Genomic DNA, 23,818 nt, shown 5'->3' on the forward strand with positions numbered 1-23,818 from the left:
CGAGCGCGCCGGGGTCCTCGGGCGCGAGCCGCAGCGCCTGATCGAGGTGGAGGCGCGCGGCGGGCGGATCCGCCTCGAGGAGCAGCGTGCCGAGCTCGGCGTGAGCGCGCGCCTTCTCCGCCTCGTCGGGATCGTGCGCGACGAGCCGGCGGAGCGCGTGCAGGAGCCCCTCGCGGTCGCCGGCGGCGAGGGCCTGCGCGCGGAGGGCGCGGAGCGCCGGGACGTGATCGCGCCTCACGGAGAGCGCGAGCTCGGCGGCGCGCAGCACGTCCTCGCGCGCCGCGCCGGGCAGGTCGAGCGCCGCCTCGGCGGCCGCGAGCGCCGAGAACGTCTCGCCGCGGGCGGCCGCGCCGGAGGCGAGCGCGGAGAGCGCGCGGGCGGCCTTGCCGGGCTCGCCGCGAGCGAGCCGGATGGACGCCTCCACGGCGAGCGCCGGCAGGAACCCCGGGCGCCGCGCGAGCCACTCGGCGGCGAGGTCGAGCGCCTCGTCGTGGAAGCGGTCCTCCGCGGCGAGGAGCGCGAGGAGCCGCTCGGCGGCGAACGGGTGCGCGCTCGCGGCGGAGCCGGCGGCGAGGTACCGCCCCCGCGCGCCCGCGGCATCGCCGGCCGCGAGCCGCGCCTCGGCCTCTCGGAACGTCCGCGCGCCCTCCTCGGCCGCGAGGAGCTCGGGCTCGGGCGAGACCGCCGCCGGTCCGGCCGCCCCGCGGATCCAGGCGAGCCGGACGGCTCCCTCGACGATCTCCGCGCGCGCGAGCGGCACGCCCGCGGTGCGCGGCAGCTTCCAGCCGCGCGGCGCGAGGATGCGTCGCAGGAGGATGGGGAGCGGGTCCCGTGGCAAGGCCTCCCCGCCCACGGCGTCGAGCACGCCGCGCGCGAGGTGGGGCAGCATCGCCGGCGGGATGGGCGCCGGGCCGTACGCGCGCGGGGAGTGGAACACGAGCGCGACGCCCTGATCGCCCGCGGGGACGAGCCCGGCGAGGAGCGTGAACGGCGGGCCGCCCGAGAAGCGCGCGGCGATCTCCGCCGCCCCGGGCCGGAGCGCGAGGCGCACGTCCTCGACGCCGAACGCGGAGAGCCCCGCCGACGCGAGCACCGCCTCGGCGACGCCGGGCTCGATGGAGATCGAGAGCTCGGAGAGATCGGAGAGCCGGTGGCGGAACTGGCCGGAGCCCTTGCCGACGTCGAACGGGAAGCGGACCTCGGGGACCTCGAGGGTGAGCGCCTCGAGCCGGACGCCGGGCGCGATGGGCTGATCGGCGAGCCGGACGAACGCGCCGCCGCGCTCGAGGCGGAGCTCGAACCCCGCCCCGCTCCTCGTCCCGGAGGCGGAGGAAGGGGCGGAGGCGTCTTTTCTCACCTCCGCCATGCGGCGAATTCTAGCGGAGGGGCGAGGGGTTGGGAAAATCCGGCCCGTCCTTCCCGCGCGCCGCCCGCGCTCGCCGCGCCCGCGTGTGCGTGCGTGGCACACACGCCGGTTCACGGTTCGTGACCCCGGGCAGGGGTTGCGCAGCGAGCGCCCGCCGGTCAAAGACGGGAGCCCATGCGCACCGCCCTCGCCCGGATCGGCCCGTCCCTGCTCGCCATCGCGCTCGCCGCCTGCGGAGGAGGCAAGGACGGCGGCGACCCCGGAGGCGGAGGGCCGGCCCTCTGCGCCGCGGGCCCCGAGCAGCCGGGCCGGGCGACCTTCTACGACGCGTCGGGCGTCGGCGCCTGCGGGTGGGACCCGGCGCCGGCCCTCGTCGCGGCGGTGTCGCCCGAGGTGTTCGCGGCCTCGGCCGCCTGCGGCACCTGCCTCGAGATCGCGGGGCCGAGGGGGAAGGCGACAGCGGTCGTCGTCGACGCGTGCCCCTCGTGTGCGCGCGAGGCGCTCGACCTGGGCGCCGAGACGTTCGCGCTCGTCGCGGATCCGGCCGCCGGCAGCGCGGACGTGACCTGGCGCACCGTCCCCTGTCCGGTGGCGGGCCCGATCCGCTACCGGTTCAGTCCCGCCTCGAACCCGTGGTGGTTCGGGATCGTCCCGATGGATCACCGCCACCCGATCGCGTCGCTCGAGGCGCGGGGCGCGGGGGACGCGAACTTCCGCACGCTCGTGCGGAGCGGGACGAACCTGTTCGTCGGCGCCGGGGTCGAGATCGCCGGGCCGCTCGCGATCCGGGCGACCGACGTGCACGGCCACGTGCTCGTGGACGAGAACGTCCCGTTCGCGCCGCCGCTCGACCCGGCGGAGCAGCTCGTCACCGGAGCGGCGAACTTCCCCGAGACCTGTCCGTAGGGCGGTCGTCGAGGGAGGTCATGCGGCGAGGGCGCCGAGCGTAACGCGGAGCGCCTCCACGGCCCGGTCCACGAAGGCGCGCACGAGCGGGGTCACGAACCGGCCCGCGGGGATCACCACCTGGACCGGCACGGCCGGCGGCTCGTAGGGCCCCAGGATCCGCTGGAGACGGCCGGCGCGGACGTGCGCGTCCACCATGTACGAGAGGACGCACGTCGGACCGAGCCCCGCCACGGCCGCGTCGATGGCGGCCTCGGCAGTGTTCACCACGAGGCGGGGGGACACGGGCACGACGAAGCTCCGGCCGTCGCGCTCGAACGTCCAGCGATCGCGGACCGGCGTGACCGCGGTGCAGGCGACGCACGCGTGGCTCGCGAGCGCCTGCGGCGTGCGCGGCGTCCCGCTCGCCCTCAGATACCCCGGGCTGGCGTAGACCGCGCGCCGCACCTCGCCCGCCCGGAGGGCTCGCAACGACGAGTCGGGCAGGCGGCCGAGGCGGACGGCCACGTCGAGCCCCTCGTCGACGAGCGACACCACGCGGTCGAGCAGCAGGAGCTCCACGTTCGCCGACGGGTGGTCGCGCAGGAACGCCTGCACGATCGGGAGCACGTGGAGCCGCCCGAACACGACCGACGCGGTCACGCCCAGGCGCCCGCGCGGCTCCTGCCGCCCCGCCGCGGCGACGCCCTCCAGCTCCTCGAACCAGGCGAGCGCGCGCCGCGCCGCCTCGAGCGAGCGCGCGCCGGCGTCCGTGAGCGCCACCGAGCGCGTCGTGCGGGTGAGCAGCCGCGCCCCGACGCGCTCCTCCAGCGCGGCCACCGCGCGGGTGACCGCGGCGGGGGACCGGCCGAGCCGCCGAGCCGCCGCGGCGAAGCTCCGGGCCTCCGCCACCGCGGCGAACGTCGTCCAGGCGTCGAGCCGGTCCACGGCGTCATTCCTCCGCGCGCAAGAGTGTCCTGCGGATCCCTCCATTGTTTCGGCCGGCTCCCTGCCGCAAGTCCTGGGTGACGCCGCGCTGCCACTCGAGCGGAGCGGCGTGACCATGGACGGGGGGCCAGCCGGAGCGTCCGGCCGCGCCTCTCCTCACCGAGGGAGGACCGAGATGCAGCGCCCATCGAGCGACGTCGCGTTCACGCCGTCCGTCAAGGCGGTCCAGGCGCGCCGGGGATCGCGCGCGGCGTACGCGCGCGTGGAGAGCCGTGGAGGCTTCGCGACGGAGCTCGACGACGAGCTCGCCCGGTTCGTCGCGGAGCGCGACAGCGCCTACCTCGCGACCGCGAGCGCGGCGGGTCAGCCGTACGTGCAGCACCGCGGAGGGCCGAAGGGTTTCCTCCACGTGCTCGATCCGCGCACGCTCGCCTGGGCCGACTTCCGCGGCAATCGCCAGTACGTCACGACGGGGAACCTCGCCGAGAACGACCGGGCGTTCCTGTTCCTCATGGACTACGAGACGCGGACGCGGGTGAAGATCTGGGGGCGCGCCCGGGTGGTCGAGGACGATCCGGCGCTCGTCGCGCGCCTCATGCCCGAGGGGTACCGCGCGACGCCCGAGCAGGCGATCGTGTTCGCGGTCGAGGCGTGGGACGTGAACTGCCCGCAGCACATCCCGCGCAAGCTCGACGCGGTCGAGGTGGAGGCCGCGCTCGCGCGGCTGCGGGAGCGGGTGGCGGCGCTCGAGGCGGAGAACGCGCGGCTGCGGGCCGCGGCGGGCTGATGCACGAAGGGCCGCGCGTCGCCGCGCGGCCCTCCGCTCCCACCACCCGCCAGCAGCTCCGCTTACTGGGCCTGCCGAGTCTTCTGCGTGCCGTCCGTCGCCACCTCGGCGGCGGGACGCCGGTAGACGACGATGCTCCTGCGGCTCTGGAACTCGTCGTCCTCCCGCGCGAACACGGTGACGACGTTGTTGCCCGTCTCGAGCGGGATGTCCGCCGTGAAGTCGAGCTTCGCGGCGGTGGCGTTCTCCGGCAGCACCTTGAAGAACACCTTCTGCTCGTTCACGAACACGAACACGTCGCGGAGGCGGGCGTCCGGGTCGGCCGAGGGGGGCACGAGCGCGGACCCCTGCAGCTTCCAGTGATCGCCCTCCACGACCGGCGCGCCCTTCTGCGGATCGGGGACGAGCGCGATGCGCGGCGGCTCGCGCTGCCACGCGGCGGCGATCGTGCCGGAGCGCGGGCCGCGCGCGGTGCGCACCTCGGAGTCGGCGACGAACCCGAACCGGCCCTTCTGCCACTCGACCCGGTAGAACTCGCCGATCTTCGCGTCCACCGGGATGACCGCGCCGCGCTTCGCGGTCGCGATCGCCGGCGACGACGCGCTCGCGCCGGAGCGGAGGGTCGCCTCGGCGGCCTCGACCCGGACCGAGCCGGACGCGGCGGTGCGCGCCTGCTCGTCCTTGGCGACCGGCCAGTCGAGCTTCTCGGAGACGTACTCCTCCATCTTCTCGTCGACGATCATCACGCGGAGCGGGAGCGTGTCGCTCTTCGAGCCGCGGCGCAGCTCGACCTCCATGCGCGCCGACTTCGTCTCGCCGGGCTTCAGCGCGCCGAGCGCCTCCCGCCCCTTCTTGATGAAGACCTTGTCGTCGCCGAGGTTCTTGAGCGACACCCAGGTCTTGTCGCCCGCCGCGCCCGTGCCGGCGTTGCGGACGTCGACCCTGACGTCGAACGTCTCGCCGCGCTGCGCGAGGCCGTCGCCGTTGCCGCCCTGGCGGTCCTCGATCTGCACGCTGAACGCGAACACGGGCTTCGGGACCTCGACCACCCCGACGCTCGTCGCGAGGTCGGCGGGGGCGTGGCCGCCCTCGTCCTCGAAGTGGAGCGAGATCTCGTCCCGCCGGCTGTCCATGCCCTTCGGGAGCTTGAGCGGCACCGTCCAGCTGCGCTTCTCGCCCGGCGGCACGTTGCCGAACACGAACTCGCGCCGGTCGAGGAGCGGGTTCTTCTCGGCGGTGCTCCAGGCGCGGAGACGGCGGAACGGCGCGTCGCCCTTGTTCTCGACGGTCACCGTCCAGGGCACCGTCTCGCCGGCGCGGTGATCCTTGCCGGGCGCCGGGGTGAGCGTGACGGCGGCGCGCGCCGCCCCGCGGCCCTGCGTCGCGGCCGGAGCCCAGTCGATGCCCAGCTCCTGGAGCCGCTTCTCGAGGCGGGTCTCCTCCTGCGTCTGCCGCTCGGCGACGAGCGCCTTCGCCGCCTCCATGAGGCGCGCGCGATCGGGCTGCGGCGCGCGCTTCAGGAGCTCGCGGCCGAAGCGGATCTGGTAGTCCTCGACGAGGCGGTCGGGATCGGCCTCCGCCTCCTCGTCCTCGATCTGCTCCGGGCTGAGCTGCTCGGCCGCGTCGTCGTGGGCCTCGGCGGCCTGGGCGGCGACGTCGCGCTTCAGCGCCTTCGCGACCTGGTCCTCCTTCTCGTCGAGGAGGTAGCGCAGCTCGAGCGGCGCCTTCTCCACCCGCTTCTTCTTGGCGTCCGCCTTCGCGACCGCGGCAGGCGTGGAGTCGGCCGGATTCATGAGGTGGCGGTCGAGGTCCACCTCGCCCATGGAGCGCGGCGGCGCGAAGAAGTTCACCTGCTCCTTCAGCGCGCGGCCGGGGAGCAGCAGGACGTCGGGCGTGATGCCGACCTCCTGGATCGAGACGTCACCCGGGGTGAGGTACTGCGCGATGGTGAGCTTCAGCGCCGACTGCTCGCCCGACCCGGTCGGATCGTTCAGGTCGTCGAGGACCTGCACCGACCCCTTGCCGAACGTCTGCCGCCCGATGACGAGCGCGCGCCCGTTGTTCTTGAGCGCGCCCGCGACGATCTCGCTCGCCGACGCGGAGCTGTTGTTCACGATGACGACGAGGGGGAGGGTGGTGAGGTCGCTCGACGAGCCGCTCGCCTCCTTCACCTCGTGGATCCGCTGCCGGTCTCCGCCGCCCACCGTCTTCACGATGACGCCCTGCGAGAGGAACAGGTCCGAGACCTGGATCGCCTGCTCGAGCAGGCCGCCGGGGTTCCCGCGCAGGTCGAGCACGAGCCCCTCGAGCTTGCCGCCCGCCTGGGCGCGCTGCTGCTGGAGCGCGGTGAGGAGATCGCGCGTGGTGTTGGCCGAGAACTGCGACAGCCGCACGTAGCCGATGTTGCCCTCGAGCAGCTTCGCCTGGGCGACGGTCTCGACGTTGATGACCTCGCGCAGCAGGGAGAGCTTGCGCGCGTCCGTCCCCTTGCGCTGGACCGTGATGGCGACCTTCGTCTGCGGCTTGCCGCGCAGCCGGTCGACCGCGTCCTGGAGGTCCATGTTGACCGTGGACTGCTCCTCGATGCGGGCGATGACGTCGCGCGCCTTGATCCCCGCCCGCTGCGCCGGCGTGTTCTTCAGCACCTTCACGACGGTGAGGTTCCCGTCGCGCATCGCGATGACGAAGCCGAGCCCGCCGAACTCGCCGCGGGTCTGGAGCTTCATCTCCTTGAAGTACTTGGGCTCGAGGAGGTTCGTGTGCGGGTCGAGCGTGGAGAGCAGGCCGTTCACCGCGGCGTACTCGATCTCCTTCAGCTCCTTGTGCGCGACGAGGTGCTCCTGGATGAACCCCATCGCCTCGCCGAGCGCCGTGCGGACCTTCCAGATAGAGTCGACGCCGGTGAGGTCGAGGTCCCGCTGGGACGATCCGACGGTGAGGGTGAGCTTCGCCGACTTCGCGTCGCCCTGCACCATCACCTCGGCGACGGTGCGCTCCACGCTCTCGAGCGAGGAGACGACCATCTGCTTGGGATCGAACCGGGAGGGATCGACGTAGTTGTCCTTCACCGCGAGGATCACCTGCGAGAGGATCGGGAGGCGATCGAGGCGGTATTCTCCCGCCTCGTCCGCCCGGGCGTGCGCCGGGACCGCGCCGCGGTAGGCCACCGCCGGCGCGACCTCGGGCTCCGCTCGCACGAAGCGGACGGTGACGCCGAGCGCGAGAGCGGCCGTGGCCGCGAGGGTGGTGAGCAGCCGGAAGGGGCGGATCATTCGGGGGCGCCTGGGCGTGGGAGGTCTTTGAGGAGCAAGCGAGAAAACCTACGTATCGTCCGAGGATAGGGTGGGGGGTGGGGGTCCGCAAGCAGAACGGTGACCCCCCGGCCACCCGGGGACAGAACGCCTCGGGGTGGTTTTCATGCCCGCGCCCCACACCCTGGGCCGGGGTCGCAGGGGAGCGGGGGCCTCGCCCGGGGCGGCCGGGGCCACTCAGTCGTCGTCCCGCGCGGCGCGCGCGGACGCGGGCGCGGGAACGCCCCCGGGGGCCGAGGGCGGCGAGCCGAACGCGCTCGCGCCCCCGTGCGTGTAGACGATCTCGCCTCCTGCCGAGCCGGTGCGCACCCCCAGCGCGGCGACGCCGAGCGTTCCGGCGGCGACGGCCGCGGAGAGCCCGAGCGCGAGGCGCGCCGGCACGAACAGCAGCGCCGCGGACAGGGCCAGCACCGCGCCCGCCGCCCAGACGAAGACCTCCGCCCGCTCCTCATGGGCCTCGATCACCCGCTCCGCGACGACCCTCTCCACCTGGTGCGCGTCCCGCTCCCCGAGCTGCATCGCGACCACGCCCGAGGCGACGAGCAGGACCTGCAGCCCGAGCAGGACTCCGAGCGCGAGGCGCGGCACGCGTCCGCGGAGCTGGGCGAGGACGAGGCCGAGCGCCACGAGCGGGATCGCCAGGGCGAGGCCGAGGGGCAGGTGGACGATGGCGGGGTGCAGGGGTAGGGTCGGCATGGTCGTTCTCCTGAGGTTCCCGGGACCTTGGCGGCGCGCACGCCCGGCCGCCATGCGACGGATGACGCACGACGAAAACCCGAGCGGGATGAAGCACCTCGTTCGCTCGCCTGCGGCGGATGACGCGCTCGTCCGCCCCGCAGTGCTCGCAGTCCCCGCCGCGATCCTCCTCGTCGTCGCGCTCCTCGTCGGCCTCGACGTGGTGAGCGACGCCCGCGCGGGCGGCACGACCGCCCACCTCCTCCTCGAGGTGGCCGTGATGGCAGCCGCCCTCTCCGGGACGGTGCTGCTGTGGGGGCAGCTGCTCCTCGCCCGCCGTCGCGCGCGCGACCTCCAGCTCGACCTCGGCCGGGCGCGAGCGGACCTCGCCGGGTTCCGGGCCGAGGCGGACGCCTACGTGCGCGGCCTCGGCGCGGCCATCGACCACCAGTTCACCCGATGGGGGCTCTCTGCGGCCGAGCGCGAGGTGGCGCTCCTGCTCCTCAAGGGGCTCGCCTCGAAGGAGATCGCCCAGGTCCGCGGGACGAGCGAGCGGACCGCGCGGCAGCAGGCGCTCGCCATCTACCGCAAGGCGGGGCTCGCCGGGCGCGCGGAGCTCGCCGCGTTCTTCCTGGAGGATCTCCTGTCCCCGCCCGCCGCGCCTGCGCGTGAAGGCGTGCGTGAAGGCGAGGGCGGCGGCCTCTAGCTGCGGCGTGGGAGGGCCGGAGTTTTCCGCAGGGGCCGGCCCGGGGGGCCGTTATAGAGTCCCGCGCCCATGTCGCTCGACGCCCGCACCCACGACTCCCCTCCGATCGCCGCCATCGAAGACCTCGTCGCCTGGTTCCGCGCGCGCGAGCGACCGCGCGACGGCTGGAAGGTCGGGCTCGAGCACGAGAAGCTCCTGCTCCGCGCCGGGACGCTCGACCCCGTGCCGTACGAGGGGCCGGGCGGCGTGGCCGAGGTGCTGCGCGGCTTCACGCGCTTCGGGTACGAGCCGTTCGAGGAGGAGGGCCGGATCATCGCCTCCCAGAACGACGGCCTCACGATCTCGATCGAGCCCGGAGGTCAGCTCGAGCTGTCGGGGCGTCCGTTCGCGGACGTGCACGTGGTGGCGGCCGAGCTCGACCGGCACATCGAGAAGTGCGCCGAGCTCGCGCGTGAGCTGCGGGTCGAGTTCCTCGCCGGCGGCTACCGGCCGTGGGGCACTCCCGTCGAGAGCCCCTGGATGCCGAAGAACCGCTACAAGGTGATGCGCCCGTTCCTCGCGGCGCGCGGTCGGCTCGCGCCCGACATGATGGCCATGACCGCCTCGGCGCAGGCGTCGTTCGACTTCTCCGGCGAGATCGACCTCGCCGAGAAGCTGCGCGTGGCGCTCGCGATCCAGCCGGCGGTGGTCGCCCTCTACGCGAACAGCCCGGTCGTGCAGGGGCGCGAGATCGGCTGGAAGAGCTACCGTACCGCGGTGTGGGAGGAGACGGATCCGGCTCGCTGCGGGATCCTCGCCTTCGCGTTCGAGCCGGGCTTCGAGGAGGCTCCCTACCGGCGCTACGTGGAGTGGGCGCTCGACATCCCCATGATCTTCCTGCGCCGCCGCGGCGGTTACCTCGAGACGGGGGGCCGGACGTTCCGGCAGTTCCTCGCCGAGGGGCTCGGGGGCGAGCGCGCCACGATCTCCGACTGGGAGGACCACCTCACGACGGTGTTCCCCGAGGTGCGGGTGAAGGGCGTCATCGAGGTGCGCGGCGCCGACTCGTGCTCCGCGCCGATGGCGAAGGCCCTGCTCGCGTTCTGGAAGGGCGTCCTCTACGACCGGGAGGCGCGCGCCCGGGCGTGGGACGTCGTGAAGTCGTTCACGGTCGCCGAGCGACGCGCGTTCATGCGCACGGCGGGGCGCGAGGCGCTCGCGGGGCTTGCACCGGACGGCCGCGCGATCAGCGAGATCGCTCGCGCGCTCGTCGAGGTCGCCGCGGGCGGCCTCTGCCGCCAGAACTGCTGCGGGCAGCGCGGCGAGGACGAGCGCGTCTGGCTCGCGCCGCTCGCCGAGCGGGCCGCGTCCGGACGCTCGCCGGCCGACGAGGCGATCGAGGCATTCCGTCGCGGGCCGCGCGCGCTCGCCGAGGCGCTCCGCTGCGCCTGAGGCGCGCCCCAGCCGCTCCCTCGACTCGACGCAGGCAGCGGTCGACCGTGAGAGCGGCTCCCCTGGTCGCTCGATCGCGGGACTGCCGCGCAGGTCTCCGCGCTCCCTTGGGGATCAAAGCGTCAACGCGTGCGTCCGCGCGGACAGGCGGCTTAGAAGTGAGCGAGGGGGACGTTCGACGGTCCGGCGATGCTCGGCGAGGGAACCGATCAGGCGGGGCTCCGTGAGCTGAAGCTCGCGCTCGTCGACGCGCTGTGGGACGGGCCGACCGGGATCGCGCTGTTCGACGCCGACGTCCGGTTCCTGCGGGTGAACGACGCGATCGCGGCGTGGAACGGGATTCCACCCGAGGCGCACGTCGGCCGGTCCCTGGGGGAGATCCTGCAGCTCCAGCCGGACGATCCGCGCCGGGACGCGGTGGGGGACGTCGAGGCCACCGTGCGCGCGGTGCTCGAGACCGGGCGGCCCCGCACGAACGTTCCCATCTCGGGGACGCCGCCCGGCGACCGCGCGCGCGGCTGGATCTGCTCGTACTTCCCCATGCCCGAGCTGGACGGGCGTCGCCCGGGCGTCTGCGCGCTCGTGACGGACATGAGAACCGCGCACGAGCGCGAGGAGGAGATGGAGCGGGCCCGCGATCGGGCGGAGGCGACCGCCCGCCGGCTCGGGCTCCTCCAGGAGGTGACGTCGGCGCTCTCGCGCGCGGACGACGCCGAGGGGATCGCGCGGGTCGTGGTGGAGCGGGTGCGCGTCGCGGCCGGCGCCAGCGTGACGACCTTCCGGCTGTTCGAGGGCGACGCGCTCCTCGTGGCCGACGAGTCGGGCGCGCTGCCGATCCGGCAGCGCTTCGGCAGGATCCTCGTCACGGAGCCGCTTCCCGTCGCGGAGGCCGTCCGGCTGCGGAAGCCGGTCTGGTTCCGCTCGCCGGAGGAGCTCCACGCGCACTTTCCGGGAATGACCGCGGCCGCGGGCGAGCTCGGGGTACGCGCGGGCGTGGCCTTGCCGCTCATCGCGCACGAGGACGTGCTGGGCGTCCTCTCGCTGGGGTTCGCCGAGCCGCGCCCCTTCGATCCAGACGAGCGCGCCTTCCTCCTGTCCGTCGCCGAGCACTGTGCCCAGGCGCTCGAGCGCGCCCAGCTCCTCGACGCGGAGCGCGCGCAGCGCCGGCGGGCGCAGCAGGCCCGCGATCGCCTCGCGCGGCTCCAGGCCGTCACCGCCGCCCTGTCCCGGGCCAGCACGGTCTCGGAGGTCGCGACCGTGCTCGTCTCCCAGGCGAAGGACGCGCTCGGGGCGGCGTCGTCGGTAGCGTACGTGCTCGACGCGGCTGCGGCGCGCCTGAGCCTGGCCGCCGTTTTCGGAGGCGCCGAGACCGTCCGCGATCGCATCGCCACCCTGCCGCTCGACGCGCCCCTGCCGAGCGTCGCCGCCGTGAAGGGGGGTGAGCCGATCTGGCTCGAGACCGCAGCACAGCTCCTGGCAGCGTTCCCGGAGCTGCCCCGCTTCGCGCCGCACTTCGCGCAGATGCACGCGCTCGTCGCCCTCCCGCTCAAGCTCCATGACAGGGTGCTGGGCGCCGTGTCCTTCGCCTTCGACACGCCGCGGGCGTTCCAGACCGAGGAGCGCGAGCTCATCCTCGCGGCGGCTCAGCAGTGCGCGCAGGCGCTCGACCGCGCGCGCCTGCTCGACGCCGAGCGGAAGGCCCGCGCCGGGGAGGAGCGCGTGCGCGCCGTCCTCGACGCGATCTTCGACAACGCGCCCCTCGGCATCGGCCTCATCGATCGCGAGCTGCGCTTCGTGCGCGTGAACCCGACGCTCGCCGAGATCAACGGGGTCACGGCGGAGGCGCACGTCGGCAAGACGCCCCGGGAGCTCCTGCCGGACATGCCGCACGACGAGGTCGAGGCGGCCTTCCGGGAGGTCCTGAGCACCGGCCAGCCGAAGCTCGACGTCGAGATCTCCGGCGAGACGCCCGCCGCCCCGGGGCGCCTGCGCCACTGGCGCGAGAGCTGGTATCCCGTCCGGTTCGAGGGCGAGATGATCGGTCTCGGCGTGCTCGTGCGCGAGGTCACCGACGAGCGCCGGGCCCAGGAGTTCCAGCGGAACGTGCTCGGGATCGTCGGCCACGACCTGCGGAACCCGCTCTCGGCCATCACCACCTCGGCCCAGCTCCTCCTGCGCCAGGTCGGCGACTCCGCAGCGGCGACGCGGCTCGGCGAGCGGATCCTCGCGAACGCCGACCGCATGCAGCGGATCATCGCGGTCCTGGTGGACTACGCACGGGTGCGGGGCGGCGCCGCGATCCCACTCCGGCCACGGCCCTGCGATCTGGGCGCGGTGTGCCGGATGGTCGCCGAGGAGTGCGAGGCGGCGCACCCCGGGCGCGCCGTGAGGGCGAGGGGTGCGCCCGACCTGACCGGTGAATGGGATCCCGACCGCGTCGCCCAGGTCATCGCGAACCTGCTCTCGAACGCGCTCGACTACAGCCCGCGCGACTCGACGGTGGAGGTCTCGTGGCGCGCTGATGGCGAGCGGGCGGTCGTCGAGGTCGCGAACGAGGGCGCCCCCATCCCGCCTCAGCTCCTGCCCTCGCTGTTCGAGCCGTTCCGGCGGGGCGAGCGCGACCGCGCCGGCGGTAAGGACGGCCTCGGCCTCGGGCTGTTCATCGCGCGCTCGATCGCGACCGCGCACGGCGGCACGCTCGAGGCCCGCTCTGCCCCCCGCGAACGGACGGTGTTCACCCTCACGCTGCCGCGGCGGTGACGGTCGCTCGCTGCTACTCCGTGGTCCGTCCGTCGAAGTGCTCTTCCGAGGCCTCGGCGTCGGCCTTCGTGACGTGCACGGTTCGGTCGGCGTGCTCGGGCGGCGCGTAGAGCGTGTACAGCTTCAGCGGCTCCTCGCCGGTGTTCTTGACGTTGTGCCGCGCGCCGGCCGGGACGACGATGGCCGTGTCGCTCTCGATCTTCGTCCGCTTGCCGTCGATCGTGACCTCGCCCTTTCCCTTCTCCACCCGGAAGAACTGGTCCCGGTCCTCGTGGATCTCCTCCCCGATCTCCTCGCCGGGCCGGAGCGCCATCAGCACGAGCTGCACGTGCTTCCCGGTGTAGAGCACGCGCCGGAAGTCGGTGTTCTCCTCGGTCCTGTCCTCGATGTCGTCGACGAACCCTTTCATCGGAGCCTCCCCCACGTCGCAGCATGTGGCGCTCGCGCACGGACCGGCACGGGCCGGTCGGGCTCCCGCGGGCGGGCCACACGCGGTGCGAGCGCCGATGCGGCGGGGAGACGAGCGCGTGGCGCGCACCCGTCTCCGGGGCGCTCGCGAGGGGCGAAGGAATGCGTCGCCGTCGCCGGCGAGCGGGGTGAGCCCGCCGGTGCGCCACCGCGTTCGCGGCGAAGCCGCCCGCGGTTGCGCATGCAGCGTCTCTCAGGCCCGACGGCCCGGAGGGCCGTACGCCGATGGACCGGCGTATGAATGCGCACATCGGACTCGGGCATCGACGAGGTGGGATCGCGCTGTCCGGGCACGGTTCCGAGCGGCCCAGCCGGAGTGGCGGGTGCAGGTGAGCGTCTCTTCACCGAGGCGTCTTTCCGTGGGCGCTCGCCCGCGCGCGGAGGCGAGCCGCCGGAAGCGGTCCGCCTGCGGCTGAATTCACTGTTAGTAACCAACTATCGCCAGAGGTAGTGACGGGCGTCTTGCGCGCTTCATGGCGAGGTGAACAATCCGTCCCAGTTGCGGTGCGTGAAGGAATGCCCTTGACTGCTCCCCGCCGAAGTTCGGGTCCTGGGTTCGAGGCGGCGCGAGAGAGCCACTCACGCGCGCGCACCTGGGCCTGGCGCGCGCGTTCGACCGCGGCAGGGGGTCGCCGAGGGCACACCGAGAAAAGCCGCGCTCGCACGAGCCTGGAGCGCCTCCGGAGCTACCGAAAACGCATGTTACGAAGGGTGCATCTGGAGGTGCACTCCATGTCCGCGCCCATTCCCGCTTCCCTCGACTCGAGCGTCCTCGCCGTTCGCCTGCGCGAGCTCGCCGGAGAGGAACGAAACGTCCAGGTCGACTTTCTCCTCCACCTCGACGAATTCGACCGCCGGCGCTCCTTCGTCGAGGCGGGGCACGCCTCGCTCTGGGCCTATTGCCTGAAGGTCCTCCACCTCCGGGAGGGGGCCACCGGCCGCCGCATCCAGGCCATGCGCGTGCTGCGCCGGTTCCCGAGCCTCGAGGCGCCGCTGCGCGACGGGCGCGTCTGCCTGTCCACCGTGGCGCTCCTCGGCCAGGTTCTCACCGACGAGAACGCGGACGATCTCGTCGCCCGCGCCGCGTACCGGACCCGCGCCGAGGTCGAGCACCTCGTCGCCTCCATCCAGGCGCGCACCGCGCCGCGCGCGGGGATCCGCAAGCTCCCCGAGCGCGCGCCCGCCAAGGCGAGCGCGGCGCTGCCGCTCACGGCGCCGGAAGCTGGCGCGGAGCGCGCCGAGCCGCCGGACGGAGCACCCGCAGCGCCGGTGCCCGACGCGATCCCGACAGACGCCGCGTCCCCGACAACCCGCGAAGTCCGGAACGAGAGGCCGCGCCGGTCAGAGACCGTGGCGGTCACCGAGAGCCACTGGTCGCTCCGCGTCACCGTCGACCGCGCCTGCAAGGAGGACCTCGAGACGCTCCGGTGTCTTCTCTCGCACAAGCTCCCGGACGGTGACCTGGGGGCGGTGCTCCACGAGGCGATCCGCTGCGCCATCGACAAGCACGGCAAGCGCAAGGGCGCGGTGGCGCCGGAGCGAAAGACGAAGCGCCCTGAGCCGACGGCGGCGAGGTCCCCGGAGGCGACCTCCACGATCCCAGCGATAGTGCGCCGCGCGGTGTGGAAGCGCGACGGCGGGCGCTGCGCCTGGGTCGGTCCGGACGGGTGCCTCTGCAGCAGCCGCTGGAAGCTCGAGCTCGACCACATCCGCCCCGTGGCGCTCGGAGGGCCCTCGACCATCGACAATCTACGGCTCGTCTGCCGAGCTCATAACCTTCTTCACGCCGAGAGGACCTTCGGACGCGAGCACATGGAGCGCTTCCGCCGCCACCCGGGCGACGGACCGACGCCGCTGGAGCAAGTCGGCGTCGCGCCCCCGCGTCCCGCCATGCAGCTGGGAATGGGGGCCGTGAGGACTTGCGGGCCGGCACGACTGCGCCCGCGCCCCGCGCGCCGACGGCGCCTCGCGGCCACGGCGGCGCGGAAGCGACGGCGCTCCAGCCGCCGTCGGGCGAGCGTTGCGGCGCCCGCCACCGCCAAGCTTCCGAACCCGTGTCCCAGGTCCCCGCGGTCACGCTCGTCGTGTCTTGCCGCCCTCCGAACGGGCGCGTTCCCGGGCCGCGCGTGCTCACCCCCGTCGATGCCGCAACCGCCGCGCGCGCTGGGCCGCTCGTCGAACGGCAACCGCCCGCACGGTCGGGCAGCCTCAGGATGTGATGAATGATGAGGGCGCGGCCGAAAGCCTGACTGAACGACCGCGTGATTCGCCACACCGAAGGTGCTCGCGAATCACGAGCTGTCGTTCAGTGCCCGTGCCCCGCGCGCAGGAAGCGCAGCGCCCACATGAGCACGAGCCCGCCGACCATGGCGATCGAGAGCCGCCAGCGGGCGACGCCGCGGCGGTGCAGGTCGGGGAGGATGTCCGAGAGCGACAGGTGCAGGAACGTGCCGGCGCTGGCCGCGAGCGCGATCGACGTGAACGCGTCGACGTGCACCGCGTCGCGCAGGACGACGTAGAGCCCGGCGCCGAGCGGCACCATCAGCGCGAACGCGGCGTTCATGGCGAGGGCGCGCCCGCGCGTGTAGCCCTCGGCGCGCAGGATGGCCGAGAGCGAGAAGGCGTTCGGGATCTTGTGCGCGAGGATCGCGAGGAAGACGAGCAGCCCGAGCTCCGCCTCCACGTTCGCCGCGCCGAGGGCGAAGCCGTCCACGATCGTGTGGAGGCTCATGCCGACGAAGGCGGCGAGCCCCATGGTGTGGACGCCGCAGCCGGTCGCGTCGCCGTGCACGTGGACGTGGGCGGGCCCGCCGTGGAGGTGCGGGTCCACGAGCGGGAGGTCGCCGTCCGCGGCGGGCGCGTCCGGCCCCGGCTCCGCGCAGACGTGCACGAGCACGAAGCGCTCGAGCAGGTAGAGCAGGAGGAAGCCGAGCAGCGCCCACGGCAGCGCCGCCGCGCCGCCCGCCTCGACCGCCTCCGGCAGCATGTGGAAGAAGGCGGCGCCGAGCATGACGCCGGCCGAGAACGAGAGCAGCACGTCGGAGCGGCGCATCCCGCCGAAGAGCGGGAGCGCCCCGCCGGCGAGGGCGCCCGCGAGGATCGCCCCGGTGTAGGTCGCGAGGGACTGCAGCTCGGTCATGTGTCGTCCAGCCCGAGCGCCCGCATCCGGCGCACGAGCGTGCCGCGATCGATCCCGAGCGCGGCCGCCGCGGCGGCGCGCACGCCGTTCGCGCGCGCGAGCGCGCCCGCGATGAGCGGCTTCTCGACCTCGCGCATCACCGAGTCGTAGAGCCCGCCGGCGGGGTGGCCGCGGAGCCGCTCGAAGAACGCCTCCACGCGGTGCTGCAGCTCCTCGTCGAGCGGGCGGGGCCGGGCGATGCGGGCGTCCACGACGGCGAACTTCTCGCGCGCCGCGAGGGAGCGGCCCTCGGCGACGCTCTGCGCGCGCACGACCTCGAAGCCGGCATCGGCGCACGCGGCGGCGAGCTCGGCCGACTCGGCGAGCAGCAGGGCCCTGGGCTTCACTCCCCATCCTCCTCGCGGCGGAAACCCGGATCCAGCTCGAAGCTCGCGCCGCCGGCCGGGAAGTGCTCCTCGATGACCTGCGCGACGTCCGCGGCGGTCTTGAGGCGGTCGGCGTCGCGACGGAAGTGGACGCCGCCGCGGCGACCGCGGGTGTACCACAGGAGGTGCTTGCGGAGCTCCCGGATCGCGAGCAGCTCCGCCTCGCGCGGATCGTCCCCCGGACGTTGCCGCCGCCGGTGCTCGACCTGGAGCCGGACGTGCTGGAGCACCGTGCCGATCCACTCGTCCCGGGTGGGCGGCGGCGGGCGCGGGGCGCCGAGCTCGGCCGCGCGCAGCTCGCGGAAGATCCAGGGGTTGCCGCAGGCTCCGCGGGCCACGAGGACCGCGTCGCAGCCGGTCTCCGCGCGCATGCGCAGCGCGTCGTCCGCCGTCCACACGTCCCCCGAACCCAGGACGGGGATGGAGAGGGCCGCCTTCACCGCGCGCACGAGGTCCCAGCGCGCGCGTCCGGAGTACATCTGGTTCCGCGTGCGGCCGTGGAGCGCCACCGCCGCCGCCCCACCCGCCTCGGCGGCGCGCGCGACCTCGACGCAGTTCACCTCCGCGTCGTCCCAGCCCGCCCGGATCTTGACCGTGACCGGAACCGGCACCGCCCGGCGGATGGCGCGGACCGCCTCCTCGACCTTGCGCGGATCGCGGCCGAGCGCGGCGCCGGCGCCCGTCCCGCAGACCTTCTTCACCGGGCAGGCCATGTTCACGTCGATCATCCCGGCGCCGGCGCGCACCGCCACCTCCGCGCCACGGGCGAGCACGTCCGGCTCGGACGCGAAGATCTGCACCGCGAACGGGTCCTCGTCCGGCTCGCGGTCGAGGTAGCTCTCCGTCTGGAGCGTCCCGTGGACGAGCCCGTGGGCGCTCACCATCTCGGTGTACGAGAAGCTCGCGCCCATCGCGCGGCAGATGGCGCGGAAAGGGCGGTCGGAGACCCCGGCGAGCGGCGCGAGGAAGAACCTGCCGGAGAACGAGTACGGGCCGATCTGGATGGACATGCGGGGACGTTTGCGGCGGCGGGGATCTAGCACTCCCGCCGACGGGCGGGAAACCTGGAATTCGCGGGACGGCCGGCGGTTCCCTGCTAAGCCGCGAAGCCCCCATGCGCAACTCGAACCCCGCGATCGCCCTCGCGGCCGTGATCGCCCTCGCGGCCGCCCCGGCCGGTGCCACGCCCTCGCCCGGGCCGGAGCCCCGCCTTCCCGACCGCGTGACCCTCGTCTACACGGCCGACGTGGGCGGCTACCTCGAGCCGTGCGGGTGCAGCGAGGACCAGCGGGGCGGCCTCGCCCGGGCCGCCACGGTGCTCTCGCGCATCCGGGCGGAGGGCGCGCCGACCTTCTTCGTCGCGGGCGGAGACCTGCTCTTCGAGGTCCCGCCCGACGCGGAGGCCCACGATCAGGACGTGCTCCGCGCCCGCACCCTCGGCGCCGTGATGCGCCGGCTCGGCCTCGCCGCCGCCGTCGCGGGCGAGCGGGACCTCTTCCTCGGCGAGCGGTTCGCGCAGTCGGCCGGCATCCCGTTCACGAACGGGACCGTGCTCGGCGGCGGGCTCGGGTTCGGCGCGCTGGGAAAGGTGCCGCCCGCGCCGGTGCGCGTCGCGGTCGTGCACGCCGGCGGCACCCGCGCCGCCCTGGCGCGGGTCGACGAGGCGCGCCGCGCGGGCATCGCGCTCCTCCTCGCTGCCCACCGCGAGCGGCTCATCGACGACGACCAGGACCGCGCCGTGCTCGAGGCGAAGGTCCCCGTCGTGCAGGTCTCTGGCCGCGGCCAGTCGCTCGCGCGGGTCGACCTGTGGCTGCGCGGCGATCTCTCCCGGCCGTTCGCGGTGCTCCCCGGGGCCTCGCAGCGCGACGAGGAGCTCGCGCTCGTCGCCGAGCGTCGCGCCGCGTACGCGGAGCGGCTCGCGCGCGCGCGCTCCGCGGGGCAGGCTCCGCTCGCGACCGCCCTCGAGGCGAAGCTCCGGGAGCTCGAGGCGCGCGAGCGCGAGCTCTCCGCCGCCCCGCTGCCGGAGCCGCCGCCGGACCGTCCCGCGCTCCGCGTCTCCTTCGTCCCGCTCACGAAGGACATCCCCGAGGACCCCGCCATCCGAGGGATGATCGACGCCCACTATCGCGAGGTGGCGGCGGTGAACCTCGCCCGCGCCCGCGCTCGCGGCGAGGCCTGTCCGCCTCCGGCCAAGGGCGTGCCGTCGTACGTCGGAGCGGGCGCCAGCAAAGGGGCCTGCCGTGCGTGCCACCCCGATGCGCAGTCTCACTGGCAGACGACGGCCCACGCGGCGGCGTACGAGACGCTCGTCCGCGCCGGGCGCCAGTTCGACCTCGCCTGCGTGCGCTGTCACGTGACCGGCTGGAAGGAGCCCGGCGGCGCGTGCGGCGTGGCGCAGGTCGCGGGCCGGGAGGCGGTGCAGTGCGAGGCGTGTCACGGGCCAGCGAGCGCGCATGTCCGGGACCCCCCCGGCCACCTCTCGCGCGAGGTGCCGGCGACGCGCTGCCTGTCCTGCCACACGCCCGAGGCGTCGGTCCGGTTCGATCCTGCGCGCTACCGAGCCCGCATCCTGGGGCCCGGGCACGGGCAGCCGAGCAAGTAGGCGAGCGAGCGCATGATTTTGACCCCCGTGGTTTGGCCGCTACCATGTCAACCCTGAGAGGCTCCGGTCCCCTGGCCGGCGCTCGAGCAGCCGAGGAGCGATGCGACCGACGCGCCTGTCCCTGATCGTCCTTTCCGTTCTCGCCGCACCCGTCGCGGCGGAGGCCCGCTCGTCGCGGGTCGCCACGCTCAGCGCCGCCCAGTCCGCGGCCACGCAGGCGCTCCCGCCCGCGAGCGTGCCCGAACCGGAGGTCGTGGACGCCGCCCTCGAGCTCACCGCGCCCGCGCCGCGCGCGCCGCAGGTCGAGGACAGATGGGCGGACGTCCCCGACGAGCCGCCCATCGCCGAGGAGATCGATCGCGACTCGGCGGACATCGAGGCGGTGCGCCGCGCCGAGGAGGCCGCGCACGTCCGCGACGGCGCGAAGGAGGCGGCGGTCGACGGCAAGGTGCCGCACGAGACCGGCGCCGGCCGGATCGAGCTCATCCCCGAGCTCGCGATGGACCTCGCCCAGCTCCGCGCGAAGTACGACATCCCCATCGACGTGAACGAGGCGGTCGTCGGCTACATCCGCTTCTTCCAGTCGCCCGTGGCGCGCGGCCACTTCGTGAAGTGGCTCGGGCGGTCGCACCGCTACCTCGACCGCTACCGGGCGATCCTTCGCGAGGAAGGGCTGCCGGAGGACACCGTCTACCTCGCCATGATCGAGAGCGGCTTCGGCAACTTCGCGTACAGCCGCGCGAGCGCCTCCGGGCCGTGGCAGTTCATCGCCTCGACCGGCAAGGCGTTCGGCCTGCGCCAGGACTTCTGGGTCGACGAGCGGCGCGATCCGGAGCGCTCCGCGCACGCTGCGGCACGCTACCTGAAGCAGCTCTACGCGCAGACCGGCGACTGGCGGCTCGCGTGGGCCGGCTACAACGGCGGCGGCGGGCGCATCCAGAGGGCGAAGGACGCGGGCTACGACGACTTCTGGGACATGGCGGCCGAGCCGGGGAAGAAGGTCCTCCACCCGGAGACGAAGGGCTACGTCCCGAAGCTCATGGCGGCGGCGATCATCTCGAAGCACCCGCAGGCGTTCGGCTTCACGGACGAGGAGATCGAGAAGCAGGCGTGGACGGAGTACGACGAGGTGAAGATCCCCTCGGCGACCCTGCTCTCGGTGGTCGCCAAGGCGGCCGGGGTCGAGGAGCGCGAGCTCATCGACCTGAACCCCGAGCTGCGCCGCTCCTGCACGCCGCCGCGCCCCTACGCCATCAAGATCCCCAAGGCCCACGCGGAGACCTTCGCCGCGAACTGGCCGGCGATGCAGCCCAGGCTCAGGCTCACCTTCGCGGGGCACGTGGTCCGCCGCGGCGACACGCTCTCCTCGATCTCCCACCGCTACGGCGTCCCGATGCAGGGGATCCTGGAGATGAACGGGCTGAAGCACGTGAAGAAGCTCCGCGTCGGCCAGGAGCTCATGATCCCGAAGCCGGTCGGCTCCGCCGTGGCGTCGAGCGAGCGTGAGCCCGCGATCGAGCGCACCTCCGCCCGCGCCCACGCCCGGTCCGCCGTGCGCGTCCCGGCCGCCGGCCACGCCCGCACGACCCACCGCGTCCGCGCGGGCGACACGCTCTGGTCGATCTCGCAGCAGCTCGGCGTGGACCTCTCCGAGCTCTGCCGCTGGAACGGCATCCGCAACCCGAACGGCCACAAGCTGCTCGTCGGCGCGAAGCTCGTCGTCTACGGCGAGCGCGGGTAGCGGGTCTTTCAGCTCCGTCCGGCGCGAGCGTAGCTCCGGCCGCAGGCCGCCGGTCCTCGACTGAAGCCGATCGCCCTGAGCCTGTCGAAGGCCGAGCGGCCGTGAGGAGCGACGGCGCGAGGCGGGGGCTCCGCCCGCGCCTCCCCCGCGCTCACGCCAGCGTCCGCGCCGGATCGATGCGCGCCGCCGCGGCGGCGGGGCCGAGCGCGCCGGCGATCGCGGCGAGGACCGGGACCGCGACGCCCAGGGCGAGGAGCCAGGGCGGGAAGAGGAAGAAGCTCTCCGGCCGGAAGGGCAGGTCGGGCAGGAGCCGCGCGGCCGCGGCGTCGCCGAGCGCGGCGAGGCCGCGGGCGAGGAGTGCGCCGGCGAGCCCGCCCGCGAGCCCGATCGCCGCGCCCTCGGCGAGCACGATCCTCCGCACGTCGGCCGGCGCCGCGCCGAGCGCCTGGAGCACGGCGAGCTCGCGCGCCCGCCCGCGGACGCTCGCCGAGAGCGCCTGGGCGATCGCGAGCGCCGCGAGGCCGCACATCGTCACGGCGAGGAGGACGAGCGCGCCGGTCGTCACCTTCACGATGGTCGCCACCCGCTCCGCCGTCGCGCGCTCGCCCTCGTCCACGGAGAAGCCCATCCGCCGCACGGCGGCGGCGAGGGAGGGCACGTCCTCCGGGCGCGCCGCGAGCACCGTCACCTGGCCGTACGCCGGCTCGCCCTTGCCGTACTCGCGGTGCAGACGGCGGACCGTCTCGATGGGCACCGCGACGGCGTAGAGCGGCACGCGGTCGGAGAGGCCCGCGAGCCGGAGCCGCTCGGGGGCGACGCGCGCCTCGCTCGCCCCCGCCACGATGGAGTGGCCGATCCGGACCGGCAGCTCGACGCCCACGAGCGAGACGCCCGGCGGCAGGCGGCGCAGGTTCCAGGCGGGCGCGAGCGTGCGGTCGTAGACCTCCACGAGCCGGCGGGCGAGGACGATGGGGATGGGCTCGCCGGGCGGCGGATCGGCGAACGCGCCGGGCGCGACGTCGTCCGCGACGAGCGCGGGATCGACGCCCACGAGCGGGAGCTGCAGCGCGAGGCCGGACGGCCAGCGGCCGCCGAGGCCGCCAGCCGGCTCGGAGGCGGAGACCGGGACGCCGAGCGGCAGCCGCGGCCAGGCCGCCGCCGCGCCGGGGAGGGCGCGGAGCCGCGCCACGGCGTCGTCGTCGAGCCGGCCGCCGCCGAGGACCCCGCCGAGCGAGACGCGCGCCGGGACCACCTCCACGAGCCGGGCGTCGGCGGGGAAGAGCCGGCGCGCCGCGGCGCCGACGCCCAGGCCGAGCGCGAGGAAGAGGACGAGCGCTGCCGCGCCGACGCAGGCGGCGACCGCGTTCACCGCCGCGCCGCGCCGGTCCGCCCGGAGCGCCGCCCCCGCGAGCCAGAGGATCCCGCGCGCTCCCGCCATCAGCCGAGCCTCCCGTCCGAGAGGCGCAGCACGCGCGTCGCCGCGTCGGACACGCGCTCCTCGTGCGTGACCACGAGCACCGACACGCCGCCGCGGGCGAGCTCGGAGAAGAGCCGGATGACGTCCGCGCCGCTCGCGGCGTCGAGGTTCCCGGTCGGCTCGTCGGCGAGGAGCACGGCCGGACGGGAGAGGAGCGCGCGCGCGAGCGCCACGCGCTGCCGCTCGCCGCCGGAGAGCCGCGAAGGCGGCGCCTCCGCCCGGTCCGCGAGGCCGACGCGCAGGAGCGCGTCCCGGGCGCGGGCGCGGATCTCGGCGATCCGGCCGTCCGGCCCGGGGCGCCGGAGGATGCCGGGCAGCATCACGTTCTCGAGCGCGGAGAGCGCCGGGAGCAGGTTGAAGGACTGGAACACGAACCCGACGGCGCGGTTTCGCAGCTCCGCGCGCGCCGCGTCGTCGAGCCCGCCGAGCGCGGTCCCCGCGACCACGGCCTCGCCCTCGAAGTCACGATCGAGCGCCCCCGCGACGTGGAGCAGGGTGGACTTGCCGGAGCCCGACGGGCCGACGATCGCGACGAGCTCGCCGGGCGCGACGTCGAGATCCACGCCGCGCAGGACGGCCACCTCGCGCGCGCCGTCCCGGAAGCGCTTCGTCACGCCGCGGAGCCGGATCACCGCCGGGCGCCCCCGCCGCCGCCCGCCTCGGGAGCCCGCACCTCGACGTCGAGGTCGAGCACGAGCGCGCCGGAAGGGCCCGGGGCGACGCGCGTCTTCAGGGACACCGCCTGGAGCCGCGCGGCGGGATCGAGGAAGCGCTCCGCGAGCGCGCGCACCACGAAGCCCGAGGGGCCGGTCCCGAAGGCCTCGGGCGGAAGCGCTCGCACGCTCGCGACGAGCCGCTGCACGTCCACCACCGCTCCGCCGAGGCCGCCCGCGAGCGCCGCCTCCGCTCCCGGCGTCGGGGCGCGGAAGCCCTCGCCGCGGCCGTCGAGCCGGGCGAGGAGCGCGTCGAGGCGGCCCGGCGCGCCCGCGGCGAGGACGAGCCGGTGCGCGCGCGGCTCGAGCCGCCAGGCGATCTCGCCGGAGGCGGTGGGCAACCGCACGACGGCGTCCGTCGCGGCGAGAGGGTCGCCCGGTCCG

Annotated in this window: 16 protein-coding genes and 3 pseudogenes; 8 read left to right on the top strand and 11 right to left on the bottom strand. The window is 74.8% G+C overall.

The window, feature by feature from the left end; all coding sequences use genetic code 11:
* Window positions 1-1,366, bottom strand: a pseudogene (locus MNY62_RS21260) (hypothetical protein); the annotation flags it as partial.
* Window positions 1,367-1,540: 174 nt separating this feature from the next.
* Between MNY62_RS21260 and MNY62_RS21265 the strand changes: the two are divergent.
* Window positions 1,541-2,272 carry an expansin EXLX1 family cellulose-binding protein gene (locus tag MNY62_RS21265; protein ID WP_242346355.1) on the top strand — a complete coding sequence of 244 codons (732 nt, stop codon included), beginning with the start codon at window positions 1,541-1,543 and terminating at the stop codon, window positions 2,270-2,272.
* Between the two features lie 18 nt (window positions 2,273-2,290).
* Here MNY62_RS21265 and MNY62_RS21270 read toward each other — a convergent pair whose 3' ends face one another.
* Window positions 2,291-3,199 (bottom strand): LysR substrate-binding domain-containing protein, encoded by a 909-nt coding sequence (locus MNY62_RS21270; RefSeq protein WP_242346356.1) that lies wholly within the window; start codon window positions 3,197-3,199, stop codon window positions 2,291-2,293.
* A gap of 175 nt (window positions 3,200-3,374) precedes the next feature.
* On the opposite strand from MNY62_RS21270, the gene MNY62_RS21275 reads away from it, so the two are divergent.
* Entirely contained in the window at window positions 3,375-3,986 is a 612-nt protein-coding gene (locus tag MNY62_RS21275; RefSeq protein WP_242346357.1) for a pyridoxamine 5'-phosphate oxidase family protein, read from the top strand.
* A gap of 62 nt (window positions 3,987-4,048) precedes the next feature.
* On the opposite strand, the gene MNY62_RS21280 is transcribed toward MNY62_RS21275, so the two are convergent.
* Together MNY62_RS21280 and MNY62_RS21285 are read right to left on the bottom strand one after the other, a co-directional pair.
* Complete coding sequence (locus tag MNY62_RS21280; protein ID WP_242346358.1) at window positions 4,049-7,258, bottom strand: MXAN_5808 family serine peptidase; 3,210 nt, start codon at window positions 7,256-7,258, stop codon at window positions 4,049-4,051.
* 216 nt (window positions 7,259-7,474) lie between these two features.
* Window positions 7,475-7,993 carry a hypothetical protein gene (locus tag MNY62_RS21285; RefSeq protein ID WP_242346359.1) on the bottom strand — a complete coding sequence of 173 codons (519 nt, stop codon included), beginning with the start codon at window positions 7,991-7,993 and terminating at the stop codon, window positions 7,475-7,477.
* A gap of 88 nt (window positions 7,994-8,081) precedes the next feature.
* On the opposite strand from MNY62_RS21285, the gene MNY62_RS21290 reads away from it, so the two are divergent.
* The 3 genes from MNY62_RS21290 (at window position 8,082) to MNY62_RS21300 (ending at window position 12,869) form a co-directional block, all read left to right on the top strand.
* Window positions 8,082-8,678 (top strand): helix-turn-helix transcriptional regulator, encoded by a 597-nt coding sequence (locus tag MNY62_RS21290; protein WP_242346360.1) that lies wholly within the window; start codon window positions 8,082-8,084, stop codon window positions 8,676-8,678.
* A 69-nt stretch (window positions 8,679-8,747) separates the two neighbouring features.
* On the top strand, window positions 8,748-10,109 hold the full coding sequence (locus MNY62_RS21295) for a glutamate--cysteine ligase (protein ID WP_242346361.1): 1,362 nt from the start codon (window positions 8,748-8,750) through the stop codon (window positions 10,107-10,109).
* A 189-nt stretch (window positions 10,110-10,298) separates the two neighbouring features.
* A complete protein-coding gene (locus MNY62_RS21300) occupies window positions 10,299-12,869 on the top strand; it encodes a PAS domain-containing protein (RefSeq protein WP_242346362.1) in 2,571 nt (856 codons plus the stop codon).
* Window positions 12,870-12,882: 13 nt separating this feature from the next.
* On the opposite strand, the gene MNY62_RS21305 is transcribed toward MNY62_RS21300, so the two are convergent.
* Complete coding sequence (locus tag MNY62_RS21305; protein ID WP_242346363.1) at window positions 12,883-13,278, bottom strand: cupin domain-containing protein; 396 nt, start codon at window positions 13,276-13,278, stop codon at window positions 12,883-12,885.
* Window positions 13,279-14,069: 791 nt separating this feature from the next.
* Here MNY62_RS21305 and MNY62_RS21310 point away from each other — a divergent pair.
* Window positions 14,070-15,251 (top strand): annotated as a pseudogene (locus MNY62_RS21310) (HNH endonuclease); the annotation flags it as partial.
* 391 nt (window positions 15,252-15,642) lie between these two features.
* Here the strand turns inward: MNY62_RS21310 and MNY62_RS21315 are convergent.
* The 3 genes from MNY62_RS21315 to dusB are packed head-to-tail and all read right to left on the bottom strand — an operon-like array spanning window position 15,643 to window position 17,911.
* Window positions 15,643-16,476, bottom strand: coding sequence for a ZIP family metal transporter (locus MNY62_RS21315; RefSeq protein ID WP_242346364.1), 834 nt, complete (start codon window positions 16,474-16,476; stop codon window positions 15,643-15,645).
* Entirely contained in the window at window positions 16,473-16,862 is a 390-nt protein-coding gene (locus tag MNY62_RS21320; RefSeq protein WP_242346365.1) for a helix-turn-helix domain-containing protein, read from the bottom strand. Before MNY62_RS21320 ends, MNY62_RS21315 begins: the two co-directional genes overlap by 4 nt.
* Window positions 16,859-17,911, bottom strand: coding sequence for a tRNA dihydrouridine synthase DusB (dusB, locus tag MNY62_RS21325; protein WP_242346366.1), 1,053 nt, complete (start codon window positions 17,909-17,911; stop codon window positions 16,859-16,861). The genes MNY62_RS21320 and dusB overlap by 4 nt, the downstream gene beginning before the upstream one ends.
* Window positions 17,912-18,015: 104 nt before the next feature.
* Here dusB and MNY62_RS21330 point away from each other — a divergent pair, with 104 nt between their 5' ends.
* On the top strand, window positions 18,016-19,503 hold the full coding sequence (locus tag MNY62_RS21330) for a multiheme c-type cytochrome (protein ID WP_242346367.1): 1,488 nt from the start codon (window positions 18,016-18,018) through the stop codon (window positions 19,501-19,503).
* Between the two features lie 100 nt (window positions 19,504-19,603).
* The gene (locus MNY62_RS21335) at window positions 19,604-21,244 is read left to right on the top strand and encodes a lytic transglycosylase domain-containing protein (RefSeq protein WP_242346368.1); all 1,641 of its coding nucleotides are present in this window, start codon (window positions 19,604-19,606) and stop codon (window positions 21,242-21,244) included.
* A gap of 151 nt (window positions 21,245-21,395) precedes the next feature.
* On the opposite strand, the gene MNY62_RS21340 is transcribed toward MNY62_RS21335, so the two are convergent.
* The 3 genes and pseudogenes from MNY62_RS21340 to MNY62_RS21350 form a co-directional block, all read right to left on the bottom strand.
* Window positions 21,396-22,682, bottom strand: a complete 1,287-nt coding sequence (locus MNY62_RS21340) for an FtsX-like permease family protein (protein WP_242346369.1) — start codon at window positions 22,680-22,682, stop codon at window positions 21,396-21,398.
* Window positions 22,682-23,353 (bottom strand): ABC transporter ATP-binding protein, encoded by a 672-nt coding sequence (locus MNY62_RS21345; protein WP_242346370.1) that lies wholly within the window; start codon window positions 23,351-23,353, stop codon window positions 22,682-22,684. The genes MNY62_RS21340 and MNY62_RS21345 overlap by 1 nt, the downstream gene beginning before the upstream one ends.
* Window positions 23,350-23,818: pseudogene (locus MNY62_RS21350) on the bottom strand (hypothetical protein); the annotation flags it as partial. The pseudogene MNY62_RS21350 and the gene MNY62_RS21345, both read right to left, overlap by 4 nt.

The organism is Anaeromyxobacter terrae, from assembly GCF_022690685.1.
GTDB classification, from domain to species: domain Bacteria; phylum Myxococcota; class Myxococcia; order Myxococcales; family Anaeromyxobacteraceae; genus Anaeromyxobacter; species Anaeromyxobacter terrae.